A 12,705-nucleotide genomic window follows, 5' to 3' on the forward strand; every position below is an offset into this window, starting at 1 on the left:
CTGTTCGACCAAAACGACGGTCAAGCGTCTTTCCGTTAGTTTGCGCAATGTCTACCTACCTTTGCCAAGCGAAAGATGTGGTGGAACGCGGGAATGGATTTGCCTTTCGAGTTTACGGAGTAGGGCGTATCTGGCCCGCTTTCCTGATCCGGTTTGGAGGTGAGGTCCGGGCATATCTCAATGTCTGCGCCCATGTAGGTCTGCGTTTGGAAGCGGGCACTGGGAACTATTTCTGCCGCGACGGTGAGCGTCTGGTCTGCAAATCTCATGGAGCAACTTACGCACCAGATACTGGATTGTGCACTGATGGTCCTTGTAAGGGCCTGTCACTCATTGCGTTAAATGTCGAGGAGCGGGACGGTCTGATTTTATATGAAGACAAGGACTACGAATATTATGAATAACTTCAACTATAAGGCGCTTCCATGGAACATCGTCTTTGGTGTTGGTTCGTTGCAGCACCTCCCCAGTAAACTGGATGATCTAGGATATAATTGCGCACTCGTTCTCTCAACCTCACAACAGGCTGATCAAGGACGAATGATCAGTGAGCTTCTTGACAATCGCGCGGCAGGGCTGTTTAGCGAGGCTGCGATGCATGTTCCTATGGAAACCGTCTATAAGGCCGAAGCCGAAGCGAAAAAAGTAAACGCAGATTGTACGGTTTCTATCGGTGGGGGATCAACTACTGGTCTTAGTAAGGCGCTGGCGTTACGTATGGGACTACCAAACATCGTCATCCCCACAAGTTACGCCGGTTCTGAAATGACCGATATCTGGGGCATGACGGAGAATGGGCGCAAAGTAACCGGTCGTGACGACCACGTAGTGCCTACGTTGACCATTTATGATCCGGAACTGACACTTTCCATGCCGGCCGCATTTACCGGAGCCAGCGGTCTAAATGCCTTGGCACAGGCGGTGGTTAACGTCGCATCTGCGGACGCCAATCCCATTGTCATGATGATGGCGTTGGAAGCAGTGCGGGCGCTTTCAAAGGGTCTGCAAAAATTGAACAATAATCCGAACGACATTGAAGCCCGGTCAGCGGCGCTCTATGGGGCCTGTCTAGCGGGTGGATCGCTGGGTACTGGTGCGACCAGCCTGCATCATCGGCTTTGCCATACCTTTGGCGGCACCTTCAATACACCGCATGCGGAAACTCACACTATTCTTCTGCCGCATTGTGTAGCTTACAATTCAGCCGCGACTAAGGACGGCACCAGACGCCTGGCTGAAGCTTTGGATGTTGAGAATGCTGGACTCGGTATCTTTGAGCTAGCAAAAACTCTGGGCGTGGTGACGGCTTTGAAGGATATAGGTATTACTGAGTCTGACCTTGATCGCGCAGCAGCTATTGCCACAGAGGTACCGGTTAAGAATCCGGAGCCGGTTAGCACCAAGCGGGTGCGTAAGCTCCTGGAGAATGCTTTTTACGGCCTTCCGCCGCAACCTATTTCATAAAAACCGAGACAACAATGAAATCGATACCGCAAATCACAGCCGTAGAAGCTGCCAGTAAGATCAATTCCGGCGATGTAATGCTAGTTGGTGGTTTTGGGATGACCGGAAATCCAGTGAACCTCCTGCATGCGCTTGCCGAAACAGAAATTAAAGATTTGACGTATGTGGGCAATAATGTCGGTGAGCCAGGCCTCGGTGGCGGAAAGTTGTTGCGAAATGGGCAGCTTACAAAAGCCATTGGGTCCTATTTCACTTCTAATCGCGAGGTTGTCGAAGCCGCATTGTCGGGCAGTTTAGAGATCGACATGTTACCACAGGGTACTCTCGCCGAAGCGCTTCGCTCTGGAGGCGCTGGCCTAGGCGGTTTCTACACACCAACTGCAGTTGGTACAGACTTAGCTAAGAACCACGACACGCGCATTATTAATGGAAAGGAGATGGTTTACATCGAACCCTTGCGTGGTAATGTGGCGTTAATCCGTGCCTGGCGGGCAGATACAGCGGGCAACCTGCAATATCGGATGACCGAGAGCAATTTTAATGTTGCCGCCGCGACTGCAGCCGATCTGGTAATCGCCGAAGTAGAGGAAATTGTATCTATCGGCACGATCCCGCCGGAGCATGTTCACACGCAATGCTGTTTCGTTGATTATCTTGTACAGGCCAGTATCACCCCCGAAGAACTTGGTTCGTCTGCCTCTGTCTCGGAAAGTGTCGTGAAAGTAGACGGCATACGTATGGCTATGGTCGAAGCCGCTTTGGCTGAGATTAAACCTGGAGATGTAGTCAATCTAGGCATAGGCATTCCTACCTTAGTGGGGGATTTTATCAGCCCGGAAGACGACATCATTATGCACACCGAGAATGGTATGCTGGGCGTTGGACCCCGTCCTGTAAGTGGTAGCGCTATGTCCTATCCCGTAAATGCAGGAAAGGTTCCCGTTACGGCACTATTAGGCGCGAGCTATTTTGACAGCGCAGTGTCTTTTTCTATGATCCGCGGCGGTCATATTGATGTTGCCATAATGGGAGGGCTGCAAGTGGACGAGGCGGGGAACCTTGCTAATTGGTCAGTGCCAGGCAAGCCCCTTTTAGGCGTCGGAGGTGCCATGGATTTGGCCTCGGGTGCCAAGAAGCTCATTGTTGTCATGTCCCATTGTAATAAAGATGGCAGTTCCAAGGTTTTGCGTACGTGTAACTTGCCGCTTACCGCCGAGGGTGTCGTTGACATATTAATCACTGACCTGGCGGTGTTTAGGTTCGATAGAGGCAGCATGACTTTGGTAAAGCTCATGCCAGAGTTGACCTTAGAAGAGGTATCAAGTCGTACGGAAGCATATTTTAACGTTGCTCTAGAGGCACAATAAAGGGTGTAACGGGCGTTCTAGAAGAGCGAAAACCGTCGATCATATCTAATCATTTCTAACTCGGTGTGCAAAAATGGCTTTGGCCGTTATTTTTATCTTTTGCAGTCGCAGAACAGGCGGATCTCATGTCACTTGTGCTGCATGTCGTTGATGCGGTTAATGTTCCTGTGATTGTTACAAGAGGAATTTCTGCTGAACGTTGTATTGCAGCAGCGTTTGTGCTTGGCGCGACTAGAGTGCAAATTGCCACCGCCTATTTGTTCAATGATGAATAATTGGCCAATGATTTCTACTGGGGAAAACTGCTTGCTGCGAGCGAGAACGGGACCGGGTTGACCAATGTGTGTTCTCGGGAAAGCCCGCGCTAGGTTTTGGGGCCCAGCTCACCCGATATATCGGGCCAATCACCGATCAATCTATGAACTTCCCTATGGGATATGGTGTTCTTGCAGAGTTAAGGTAAAAACTGACGCCAAAGGATCTACTACGTTTTAATCGAATTTGGCGGGGCAACCTGCTGTCTCGGGACTTCCTGAAACGGCCGTGCAGCTCACCTAACGCCTAATGGATGAAACTCAGAAACTGTTTTCGCGACTGTCGTCGTAACACGGGCGCGATATTCAGGTTGCCGTTCAATCACGACGCTTTTGTAAGGAATGATGTCCAAAGGCGGCAATGAACCATCGAGCAAATTATAGTGCGTCAGCACGCCAAACATCTCAACAGCTAGTAAGTATCTGAAGAAGTGGTGCCCAGGGGCGGATTCGAACCACCGACACGCGGATTTTCAGTCCGCTGCTCTACCAACTGAGCTACCTGGGCATATCGCGCTGCTTGCGCCGCCGTTTGGGCGAGGAAGCAGGGTTATAAAAGAAATAATTGGGGCTGTCCAGAGCTCTTGATCTAAAAATGCAGAAAAGTCTTCAGAGAATGTTTTTCGCATGAAAGAGGATACTAAGCACATGGAAATATGCTGCTATTCTCCGTCTTCATCATTGGCAGGAATGGTTTCTTCTCCCGGGATTACATATACCTCGTTAAACCATTTGCCGAGGTCCACCTGTTTACAGCGAGGCGAGCAAAAGGGGCGAAATTTGTGCACGGCCGGTTTGCCGCATTGAGGGCAGGGTTTTGCCGGTGTTGTTGCGTCTTTCATTATCTTCAGCCTATTTTATAGTCGAGATCGGAGAGCTGCGCATTTGTTGAGATGACAATTCGCCGCGCAAGTTCCTTTTCCATGACAGTTTGATGGCGTCGCAAGGTTGATGCAAGGGTTTCGCCAGCCTCAATATTGAAAGTGGCCTGATGTGAGAAACGCACTTCATTCTGCAGGGAACGAAAAATGTCATTGAGAATTGTGGTCTCGGTTTTAACGTATCCGTTTCCGTCACACGACAGGCAGGATTGAGTGAGCGTTTCATGCAATGCGGGCCGGCCGCGCTTTCGCGTTATCTGCATTAACCCCAATTCAGTCATTCCGATTAGGCGCGATGGCCGGGGATCCTTATCCAGTGCGCGCTGCAGGGTATTGGTGAGGTGCTCTGTCTCTCCCTTGCCGTTCATCTGGATAAAATCTATGATAATGATACCGCTGAGATTGCGAAGGCGGATCTGGCGGCAGATTTCAATTGCCGCTTCGAGATTGGTTGTAACTGCGGCAGATCGCGTGCCTGACGACTGGGTCTGGCCGGCAGAGTTGACGTCGATGATGACGGCAGCTTCCGTGGGTTCAATCGTAATATTTCCGCCTGATGCAAGCGCGACAGCTTTTTGAAGGGCGGTATCCAGTTCAGCCTCAATGTTCATCTCTTCGAATAGGGGCGTTTGCCGGTCCCAGAGGGTGATCTGCGGCTGTATACCGGGCATATGGCGTGTGATGTAGCCTTTCGTCGCGTTGAGTGCCGTGACGTTATTCACGATCACGTCCATATTTGCGGAGAGGAGACTTTTCAGGACACTTGTCAGGGGCGTTTTGCTCTGTCCAAGCGAGCCAGGCTTCTTCGCTGCTTTCCACTCAGTCAGAATTTCAGTCCACTCAGTGACGAGGGCGTCGACTTCCGCAGTTAGTTCTTCATCAGAGGCATATTGCGCGGAAGTGCGGACCGTCAGGCCATGTTCTTCCGTGTGGTGTTCAAGCAGATTCTTTAGCCTGTTACGCTCCTTTGGTGCCTTAATGTTTTTCGATAAGACAACCTCCTTGCCGAAGGGTCGGTAAATGAGGTTCGCACCATGAATGGCAATGCGACATCCGAGTTGCAGGCCTTTATCGCCTTTCGCATCCTTTATCACCTGAACAAGCAGCTTTTCGCCCTCATGCACCGCGCTATTAACATTCTTGGCGTCGCTCAGAATATCGCTAAGTTGTAAAAACCCGTCGTCCCCGGTCCCAAGATCAATAAAGGCGATATCCATGTCAGGGATAAGTTTTGCGACGCGCCCATAGTAGAAATCACCGACACGGGAGATGTTTCCCGGCCGCTCTATTTGCAATTCCAGAAGTTGATCGCCTTTCAGCAGCGCTGCGCGTGTTTCGAACGGGTTATCATCGATCAGCAGGGTCTCTCGCATCACTCCCGGTCCGTCCAGATCGGATAACCATTGCCCTGAAGCAGATTTGCGACTTCAAAAAGGGGCAGACCAACGACGTTGCTGTAGGATCCTTGAATTTGTCGGATAAGGGCGGCGGCGCGTCCCTGAATGGCATATCCACCGGCCTTGCCGTGCCATTCATCTGAAGCGATATAGGCGTTGATCTCAGAGATATCCAGCGCCTTGAAGATTACTGATGTCGAGACGACACGAGCGATCCTTTTGCCAGCCGGCGTTATCAGGGTGATGCCCGTATGTACCTGATGTCGGCGGCCGGACAGCAGGGACAAGTAAGCGCGTGCCTCTACTGCTGTTTCAGCTTTGCCAAGCGCCCTGCGTCCGACTGCAACCACCGTATCCGCAGAAAGTAGAAATGCGTTCTGATGTCGGTCGACGACTGCTTCCGCTTTTTCCCTGGCAAGACGCAAGGCGAGATCGCGGGGAAGCTCCTTTGCCGCCGCTGTTTCGTCTATGTCTGCCGGATCAACTGAGTCTGGCCTGACCCCGATCTGCTCGAGCAGCGCAAGGCGACGAGGCGAGGCAGAGGCTAGGACAAGAGGAGGGTCAATGGGTGAGGAGGGCGGCTCGGTCTCTTTGCCTCGCTCTGCTACCGTCCCGGTAGACTTGGGGAGGTCTGTTCGGTCACCCATAAATGATTACCTTACTTGTAACGGAAGGTAATGCGGCCTTTGGTCAGGTCATAAGGTGTCATTTCAACGGTGACTTTGTCGCCCGCCAATACACGAATGCGATGTTTGCGCATTTTGCCCGCAGTGTGGGCCAATACTTCGTGGTCATTTTCCAGAACGACGCGGAACATTGCGTTGGGCAACAGCTCCGTAACGGTTCCTTCAAATTCCAATAGTTCTTCTTTCGCCATAAAATCCTATTCCAGTAGTTTCGGATGCTGCAAAATAAAGGGCAGACCAACTAAAAAGCAAGCATTTCCTTGTAGGAGATAGGTAAAAACCTGAAAAAACAAGGTTGTTTGGGCCAATTCGCAACAGAACGGACACGAAATTCCTATACCCGCGGTGCCGGACCCGTTCTAAACCTCGCTTTAATTTTTTCATACAGGTCATCCCGTGTATGACGATAGGCATTCAGCCGCATTTCACGGTTCCCCTCAGTGACCGACGGATCAATAATGTTCCAGAATTCCGTTTCGCAGGCTGTCGCACGGGTCATTTCTTCCGCCTTCTTGTGGGCTTCCTGGGAGAGGGAGATAATCATGTCGAATGAACTATCTTCCAGGTCATCGAAGTTCTTCGCAACATGCTTGGATGCATCGAGGCCGATTTCGTCCAGGACTTCAATCGCGAAGCCATCGACACTCTTCGCGCGGACCCCGACGCTATCCACATAGACGGCATGGCCATACAGGCTCTTCATAATATTCTCCGCCATGACCGACCGAATACTATTGTGGGTGCAGGCAAAAAGGACGCTGCCCGGCATGCTGTCGCTGAAAGGTAATGCACTCATGTGGTTTCACGCGCCACAATAATGGCGTGGAGAGGAGCAATATCGACGGATATCATTTCTAGCCCCTTATGTGGAGGATGCACATAAGAGTGAACAGGCGCCGCGCCGTATCGAAATCTGTCTCCGCTTTGTCCTTCAGTCGCTCTTTCAGGAGTTCCGATCCCTCGTTGTGGAGGCCGCGCCGTCCCATATCGATGGCCTCGATCTTTGACGGGGACGCGGATTTAATCGCATCGAAGTAGCTCTCGCAAACGTGAAAATAGTCCTTGATGATGCGGCGAAAGGAAATTACCGGCAACGGAATGCGCACGAGTTCTGTGGAGTCGTCCTCCGTGCGGATATCAAATATCAGCCGGTTATCCTCGATACTAAGATGGAGCGAATAGGGGCCATCATTTTCATATCCGTTTACGATAAAGCTGTTCTGATCGAGAATGTCGAAGATGGCCACTTTGCGCTCATGTTCAATATCCGCGTTGCGGCGAACAACCGTTTTTTCGTCGAGGGCAATTTTTGCGATATGCTGTGTGTCGGGCATGTCTATGTGGCTCCTTTACACAGTATTTCTAGTTTAACCGGATTGAGACGGAAAGGGCGTGTGCTCCCAGTCCCTCTGATTCCGCTAACGCAATTGCCGCCGGTCCGATTTTTTGGAGGCTGGCCGCATCCAGCTTCATTAGAGATGTCCGTTTGACGAAATCCAGTGTTGAGAGGCCCGAAGAAAACCGTGCCGTGCGAGAGGTTGGCAGCACGTGGTTCGGTCCAGCGATATAATCGCCAATGGCCTCAGGGCTGTAACGCCCAAGGAAAATGGCGCCAGCATGCCGAATTTCGGCGGCAAGGCCTTCCGGATCCTCAACGCAAAGCTCCAGATGTTCTGGCGCAATCCGGTCAACAAGCTTTGGTGCCTCGGCCATTTCCTTCACCGTGATGACGGCGCCGTAATCCTGCCAGCTCGCTCTCGCAATTTCCGCGCGGCCTAAACTCGCAAGGTGGCTTTCGATCGCCGCTTCAACAGCGGCGCCAAAGGCCTCGTCATCCGTTATCAGGACGCTTTGGGCAACCGGGTCATGTTCCGCCTGACTTAACAGGTCTGCGGCAATCCACGCCGGATCATTCAGGTTGTCTGCAACCACCAGGATTTCCGACGGGCCCGCGATCATATCGATACCGACGGTCCCGAAAACCTGCTTCTTGGCGCTTGCGACATAGGCATTTCCCGGGCCGACGATCTTGTCGACAGGCGCAATGGTTTCCGTGCCATAGGCGAGCGCCGCAACAGCCTGCGCCCCGCCGATACGATATATTTCATCGACCCCGCAGAGGTCCGCCGCCGCCAGAACCATCGGGTTGATATCGCCGTCCGGCATCGGCACAACCATCACCAGGCGTGACGCGCCGGCGACTTTTGCCGGTATTGCGTTCATCAAGACAGAAGAAGGATAGGTCGCCCGGCCGCCCGGCACATAGAGGCCAATATTCTCGATTGCCGTCCAGCGGTAACCAAGCGAGACACCGGCGTCATCCTGATACATCTGGTCTGCTGGCAGTTGACGGCGGTGATAGTCCTCAATGCGGACTGCCGCAGTTTTCAGGGCCTCAAGTGTTGTCTGGTCACATGAGGCTACCGCTTCTTTTATTTCTGCGTCCGTTACCCGCAGCTTAGAAGCATCTTCGAGATCCAGCCGATCAAATTTCCGGGTGTAGTCAAGGAGCGCAGCGTCGCCCCGCGCACGGACATCGGCGAGGATATCCGCTGCAACCGCGTCGACATTCCTGTCTTCGTCGCGCTTTTGATTGAGAAGGGCGGTGAAGGACTTCTCAAAATCTGCGCTTTTTGAATTTAGTTTAAGCGGCATTGACGACCTCTCGAAACTTTTCTATCCAGCCGTTCAATTCGACGGACCGAGTTTTGAGGGCAGCCCGATTGACAACGAGGCGAGAGGTTATATCAAGTATTTTCTCAACCTCGACCAGTCCATTAGCTTCCAGCGTTGCTCCTGTAGAGACAAGATCAACGATCCGCCGGCAAAGCCCGAGGCCCGGTGCCAGTTCCATCGCCCCGGAGAGCTTTATGCATTCCGCCTGAATGCCGGCTTCGGCAAAGAATTTGTGGGTCAGGTTCGGATATTTTGTTGCGATACGGATATGACTCCAGCGGCTGGGATCACGATCCTCTTCAAGCTCTTTCGGCTGTGCGACGGCAATATGGCAGTGACCAATATCGAGATCGACCGGCGCATAAATCTCTGGATAGTCGAATTCCAGCAAAACGTCATTGCCGGCCACGCCAAGCTGCGCCGCCCCGAAAGCAACAAATGTCGCGACATCGAATGACCGGACGCGAATGATAGAAATATGGGGATGATTTGTCCGGAATTGCAGCAGGCGGCTTGCCGGATCGTCAAATGCCGGCTCGGGTTCAATCCCGGCGGCACGGATCAACGGCATAACCTCTTTCAGTATCCGGCCCTTGGGCAGGGCAATGACCAACTCTTCACTTGATGGCACGCAATTGCTCCATTCTTTTTCAGGTTTCCTGTTCCGTAAACGGAGCGTCGTCATGCCCGGGCTTTCGCTCGGTAGTCCAAGGCTCCCCCGTATCAGTCAGGGTTACATTAATACATTCCATCGTCAGGCAAAGGGTGCCACCCCCGGCAAAATTAAGACAGATTTCCGCTTGGCCAGCTTCTCCGAGATGTGTCGAAAGACTGAGCAATTCAAGCACTTCCGTCGGATTATTCTGGGAAACCCCGACGGCTTTGACCCTCATTACATCGCCAAAATACAAGCCAGAGCGAATGCGGAACCAACTGTCCTCTTTTTCGGGGCCGTTGGTCACATCCTCCCATTTGAAGCGGGAACCCATGACAGTAAAGGCCCGTGCGGATTTCAGGTAGCTCATTTCTCCCGGGCTTGTGATCATCCCTTCCAGCGCTGCGGAGAGGATTTCCATATCCTCAATTTCAGCCGCAATAAGTTTCAGGGATTTGGGCATCTCGTTATCCTGTGCTCACTTTTCGTTCAACTCGCATGAATTCGCTCAATGTCGGCGCCGCAGGCGGCCAGTTTTTCTTCTAACCGTTCATACCCTCGATCCAGATGGTATACACGGTTGATAACCGTTTCTCCCCTCGCTGCCAAGCCCGCAAGCACCAAAGAGACGGACGCACGCAGATCGGTTGCCATTACCGGCGCCCCGACAAGATGATCCACACCCCGAACCAGGGCCGAATGTCCATGCACTGTAATGTTCGCGCCAAGGCGTGCCAATTCAGGAACATGCATAAACCGATTTTCAAAAATCGTCTCTGTTATCATCGCGGCCCCATCGGCAACCGTCATCAAGGCCATGAACTGTGCCTGCATGTCCGTTGGATATCCAGGGTAGGGCAGGGTCATGATGTCGACGCCATGAATAGTTCCACTTTCATGGGAGACAATAAAACCATTTGCTGTCTCTTCAACATCAGCCCCGGCTTCGATCAGTACATCCAAAACGGAACGGATCAACTCAGGGTCCGTGTTGGTCAGCTCAACCTTGCCCCCGGTAATGACAGCGGCGATCGCATAGGTGCCCGTTTCGATCCTGTCCGGCATCACCCGATAGCTTGTGCCATGCAGTTTATCGACGCCATGAATGACAAGTCTTTCCGTACCTTCACCCTCGATATTGGCGCCCATTTGCTGAAGTAGGCGAACGAGATCGGAAATCTCAGGCTCCTTCGCGGCGTTCTCAAGGATCGTTGTCCCCTTGGCGAGGGAGGCGGCCATCAGCAAATTTTCGGTCGCGCCAACGGAGACGGTTTCAAAACGGATTTCCGCGCCCTTCAAGCCGTGCGGAGCTTCGGCCTCCATATAACCACCGGCAATGGTAATATTTGCCCCCATCTGTTCTAGCCCGCTGATATGCAGGTTCATTGGACGGGTGCCAATGGCGCATCCGCCGGGCAGGGAGACCCTTGCCTTGCCGATACGGGCGAGCAGCGGACCCATGACCAGGGCCCCAGCCCTCATTTTCCGAACGATGTCATAGGGCGCTTCAGTATTGGTGATCGATTTTGCATTGATCGAGAGAGAGCGTCCGTCGCTTCCGCCGCCATTGGCGCTTTGCCCGTTCATAACAGCGGTCGCACCATGCTGACAAAGCAATGTGATGAGCGTCGAGATATCTGCCACATGCGGCAGATTGGAAAGGGTGAGGGTGTCTTCTGTCAGGAGACTGGCGACCATCAGCGGCAGCGCCGCGTTTTTCGCGCCGCTGATCTCAATTTTTCCCTGAAGCGGTTTTCCACCTCTAATGCGAATGCTATCCATACTGAAATTCTCTTTAATATTCTGCCCACCTACAGCGGGTCAATTTCCGATTGCGGTGATATGGCCATAAAATTTGTCAAAAGAGCGGCTCTTATCTCATTTTTCATAGGAAAGGAAAGAGTATAAGGCATATTGATTCTGTCATTACTTGATGCTCACATCATCAATCAAATGCTTTCCGCGCGATATTATAGTCTGGGAAGTGTAACGCCTTCCTGGCCCATATATTTACCGGCGCGGTCCTTATAGGAAACCTCGCAGGGCTCGTTCCCTTTCAGGAAAAGGAACTGGCAGGCGCCCTCATTTGCGTAAATCTTTGCAGGCAGCGGCGTCGTATTCGAAAATTCAAGGGTAACATGCCCCTCCCACTCGGGTTCCAGTGGCGTGACATTGACGATGATTCCGCAGCGGGCATATGTAGATTTACCAAGGCAAATTACGAGAACGTCACGCGGAATTCGAAAATACTCGACGGTGCGGGCAAGAACGAAAGAATTCGGTGGAATAACGCACACATCGGTTTTTCTGTCGACAAAACTGGTGCTGGAGAACGCTTTTGGGTCCACGGTTGCCGAATCGATGTTAGTGAAAATCTTGAATTCATCAGAGACCCGCGCGTCGTAGCCATAAGATGAAAGGCCATAGGAGATGGTTCCCTCTCGTTTCTGGCTCTCCACAAAAGGCTCAATCATCTGCGTTTCAAGGGCTTGTGACCTGATCCATTTATCGGACAGAATGGACATACTAAATTTCTCCGCTCAAACAGCCTAATTTGACCGGCATACTACAGACTGTGGCTTTGCGGGCCAAGATTTAATGCTTGATTGGTTAATCGGTCAGTCGGTCACGGTTCTTGATGGCGTCTGGGGCGGCCGTTCCGCGATTACGCTGCAAATCTTTGCGTTTTCGTAAGTTGTTCCGTAATTCCGCAGCGAGACGCTCGGCTTTCTCCGCCTTTTGCCGTTCCTTGGAAGTCTTGCTATCCGTTTTATGCTCGGTCATGTGTTCGCGCCAGACAATTTATTCACCGTTTCAATAAACCGTATTTTCCGTTTACGCAAATAATCAAAAAATGGGAGCCGAATGGCTCCCCAGTTTGTAAATCGCAATTTTGTTATTGTTTAGCTGATCGCGCTGCCGTCTTTGCGCGTGATACCAGTATCGTTGACCTGGGGACGGCTGTGCCGCCGTCCGGATAGTGGCTATTCCCTTTTTCGCCGGGATGCTGGATAGCGACGAAGACGGTCTTCCTGTCGGCACTCCAGGCGAAGCCTGTAACTTCGCTTTCTTGCGGCCCCACAAGGAAACGCTTGATCTCTCCGGTTTCCGGGTCGGCGAGCAGCATTTGGTTGCTGCCCATTCCGGCGAGGACAAAGAGGCTTCATTACAAACCGCCGACCACGTGATCTGAATTGCCGGGGTTTTTTACCTTATCCGATGAAACTCTTTGACATGGTTTGAAATCCCTATATATTCCGCCGCG

The 12,705-nt window shown here is 52.1% G+C and carries 17 protein-coding genes and 1 tRNA gene; 4 read left to right on the top strand and 14 right to left on the bottom strand.

All coding sequences use genetic code 11. The annotated features are described in order from the left end of the window. The first annotated feature begins 47 nt into the window (after positions 1-47). The 4 genes from J0X12_RS17685 to J0X12_RS10410 all read left to right on the top strand — a co-directional run bounded on the left by J0X12_RS17685 (position 48) and on the right by J0X12_RS10410 (position 3,106). Entirely contained in the window at positions 48-404 is a 357-nt protein-coding gene (locus tag J0X12_RS17685; RefSeq protein WP_207045341.1) for a Rieske (2Fe-2S) protein, read from the top strand. After that, the gene (locus tag J0X12_RS10400) at positions 397-1,464 is read left to right on the top strand and encodes a maleylacetate reductase (protein WP_207045344.1); all 1,068 of its coding nucleotides are present in this window, start codon (positions 397-399) and stop codon (positions 1,462-1,464) included. The genes J0X12_RS17685 and J0X12_RS10400 overlap by 8 nt, the downstream gene beginning before the upstream one ends. A 14-nt stretch (positions 1,465-1,478) precedes the next feature. Beyond that, entirely contained in the window at positions 1,479-2,831 is a 1,353-nt protein-coding gene (locus J0X12_RS10405) for a 3-oxoacid CoA-transferase (protein WP_207045347.1), read from the top strand. A gap of 65 nt (positions 2,832-2,896) precedes the next feature. Next, positions 2,897-3,106 carry a nitronate monooxygenase gene (locus J0X12_RS10410; RefSeq protein WP_337925149.1) on the top strand — a complete coding sequence of 70 codons (210 nt, stop codon included), beginning with the start codon at positions 2,897-2,899 and terminating at the stop codon, positions 3,104-3,106. A 471-nt stretch (positions 3,107-3,577) separates the two neighbouring features. On the opposite strand, the gene J0X12_RS10415 is transcribed toward J0X12_RS10410, so the two are convergent. The 14 genes from J0X12_RS10415 to J0X12_RS17690 form a co-directional block, all read right to left on the bottom strand. Then, positions 3,578-3,653: transfer RNA gene (locus J0X12_RS10415), tRNA-Phe, on the bottom strand. Between the two features lie 154 nt (positions 3,654-3,807). Then, positions 3,808-3,987 carry a DNA gyrase inhibitor YacG gene (locus J0X12_RS10420; protein WP_207045359.1) on the bottom strand — a complete coding sequence of 60 codons (180 nt, stop codon included), beginning with the start codon at positions 3,985-3,987 and terminating at the stop codon, positions 3,808-3,810. Between the two features lie 5 nt (positions 3,988-3,992). Continuing rightward, positions 3,993-5,399: an Rne/Rng family ribonuclease gene (locus J0X12_RS10425; RefSeq protein WP_207045361.1), complete on the bottom strand. Its 1,407-nt coding sequence runs from the start codon at positions 5,397-5,399 to the stop codon at positions 3,993-3,995. Then, positions 5,399-6,070, bottom strand: a complete 672-nt coding sequence (locus tag J0X12_RS10430) for a Maf family protein (RefSeq protein ID WP_207045364.1) — start codon at positions 6,068-6,070, stop codon at positions 5,399-5,401. The genes J0X12_RS10425 and J0X12_RS10430 overlap by 1 nt, the downstream gene beginning before the upstream one ends. 11 nt (positions 6,071-6,081) lie before the next feature. Continuing rightward, positions 6,082-6,300, bottom strand: coding sequence for a translation initiation factor IF-1 (infA, locus tag J0X12_RS10435; protein WP_161315948.1), 219 nt, complete (start codon positions 6,298-6,300; stop codon positions 6,082-6,084). A gap of 143 nt (positions 6,301-6,443) precedes the next feature. After that, on the bottom strand, positions 6,444-6,905 hold the full coding sequence (locus tag J0X12_RS10440; protein ID WP_207045366.1) for an arsenate-mycothiol transferase ArsC: 462 nt from the start codon (positions 6,903-6,905) through the stop codon (positions 6,444-6,446). Between the two features lie 58 nt (positions 6,906-6,963). Further along, on the bottom strand, positions 6,964-7,443 hold the full coding sequence (locus tag J0X12_RS10445; RefSeq protein WP_207045369.1) for a UPF0262 family protein: 480 nt from the start codon (positions 7,441-7,443) through the stop codon (positions 6,964-6,966). Between the two features lie 28 nt (positions 7,444-7,471). Then, a complete protein-coding gene (hisD, locus tag J0X12_RS10450; RefSeq protein WP_207045371.1) occupies positions 7,472-8,764 on the bottom strand; it encodes a histidinol dehydrogenase in 1,293 nt (430 codons plus the stop codon). After that, entirely contained in the window at positions 8,754-9,416 is a 663-nt protein-coding gene (hisG, locus tag J0X12_RS10455; protein WP_207045372.1) for an ATP phosphoribosyltransferase, read from the bottom strand. The genes hisD and hisG overlap by 11 nt, the downstream gene beginning before the upstream one ends. A gap of 19 nt (positions 9,417-9,435) precedes the next feature. After that, on the bottom strand, positions 9,436-9,903 hold the full coding sequence (locus J0X12_RS10460; RefSeq protein ID WP_207045375.1) for a DUF2948 family protein: 468 nt from the start codon (positions 9,901-9,903) through the stop codon (positions 9,436-9,438). A gap of 26 nt (positions 9,904-9,929) precedes the next feature. Continuing rightward, complete coding sequence (gene murA, locus J0X12_RS10465; RefSeq protein WP_207045378.1) at positions 9,930-11,222, bottom strand: UDP-N-acetylglucosamine 1-carboxyvinyltransferase; 1,293 nt, start codon at positions 11,220-11,222, stop codon at positions 9,930-9,932. Between the two features lie 188 nt (positions 11,223-11,410). Beyond that, positions 11,411-11,965: a dCTP deaminase gene (gene dcd, locus J0X12_RS10470; protein WP_207045380.1), complete on the bottom strand. Its 555-nt coding sequence runs from the start codon at positions 11,963-11,965 to the stop codon at positions 11,411-11,413. Positions 11,966-12,050: 85 nt separating this feature from the next. After that, a complete protein-coding gene (locus J0X12_RS10475; protein ID WP_207045382.1) occupies positions 12,051-12,224 on the bottom strand; it encodes a hypothetical protein in 174 nt (57 codons plus the stop codon). A gap of 112 nt (positions 12,225-12,336) precedes the next feature. Continuing rightward, entirely contained in the window at positions 12,337-12,582 is a 246-nt protein-coding gene (locus J0X12_RS17690; RefSeq protein WP_420497070.1) for an alkaline phosphatase PhoX, read from the bottom strand. Positions 12,583-12,705 lie beyond the last annotated feature (123 nt).

Source organism: Sneathiella sedimenti, assembly GCF_017313765.1.
GTDB lineage: Bacteria > Pseudomonadota > Alphaproteobacteria > Sneathiellales > Sneathiellaceae > Sneathiella > Sneathiella sedimenti.

Bases quoted from the DNA above. Each gene is read 5' to 3' on its own strand.
- J0X12_RS17685 (WP_207045341.1), top strand. From the start codon at position 48: ATGTCTACCTACCTTTGCCAAGCGAAAGATGTGGTGGAACGCGGGAAT.
- J0X12_RS10400 (WP_207045344.1), top strand. From the start codon at position 397: ATGAATAACTTCAACTATAAGGCGCTTCCATGGAACATCGTCTTTGGT.
- J0X12_RS10405 (WP_207045347.1), top strand. From the start codon at position 1,479: ATGAAATCGATACCGCAAATCACAGCCGTAGAAGCTGCCAGTAAGATC.
- J0X12_RS10420 (WP_207045359.1), bottom strand. From the start codon at position 3,987: ATGAAAGACGCAACAACACCGGCAAAACCCTGCCCTCAATGCGGCAAA.
- J0X12_RS10425 (WP_207045361.1), bottom strand. From the start codon at position 5,399: ATGCGAGAGACCCTGCTGATCGATGATAACCCGTTCGAAACACGCGCA.
- J0X12_RS10430 (WP_207045364.1), bottom strand. From the start codon at position 6,070: ATGGGTGACCGAACAGACCTCCCCAAGTCTACCGGGACGGTAGCAGAG.
- infA (WP_161315948.1), bottom strand. From the start codon at position 6,300: ATGGCGAAAGAAGAACTATTGGAATTTGAAGGAACCGTTACGGAGCTG.
- J0X12_RS10440 (WP_207045366.1), bottom strand. From the start codon at position 6,905: ATGAGTGCATTACCTTTCAGCGACAGCATGCCGGGCAGCGTCCTTTTT.
- J0X12_RS10445 (WP_207045369.1), bottom strand. From the start codon at position 7,443: ATGCCCGACACACAGCATATCGCAAAAATTGCCCTCGACGAAAAAACG.
- hisD (WP_207045371.1), bottom strand. From the start codon at position 8,764: ATGCCGCTTAAACTAAATTCAAAAAGCGCAGATTTTGAGAAGTCCTTC.
- J0X12_RS10460 (WP_207045375.1), bottom strand. From the start codon at position 9,903: ATGCCCAAATCCCTGAAACTTATTGCGGCTGAAATTGAGGATATGGAA.
- murA (WP_207045378.1), bottom strand. From the start codon at position 11,222: ATGGATAGCATTCGCATTAGAGGTGGAAAACCGCTTCAGGGAAAAATT.
- dcd (WP_207045380.1), bottom strand. From the start codon at position 11,965: ATGTCCATTCTGTCCGATAAATGGATCAGGTCACAAGCCCTTGAAACG.
- J0X12_RS10475 (WP_207045382.1), bottom strand. From the start codon at position 12,224: ATGACCGAGCATAAAACGGATAGCAAGACTTCCAAGGAACGGCAAAAG.
- J0X12_RS17690 (WP_420497070.1), bottom strand. From the start codon at position 12,582: ATGGGCAGCAACCAAATGCTGCTCGCCGACCCGGAAACCGGAGAGATC.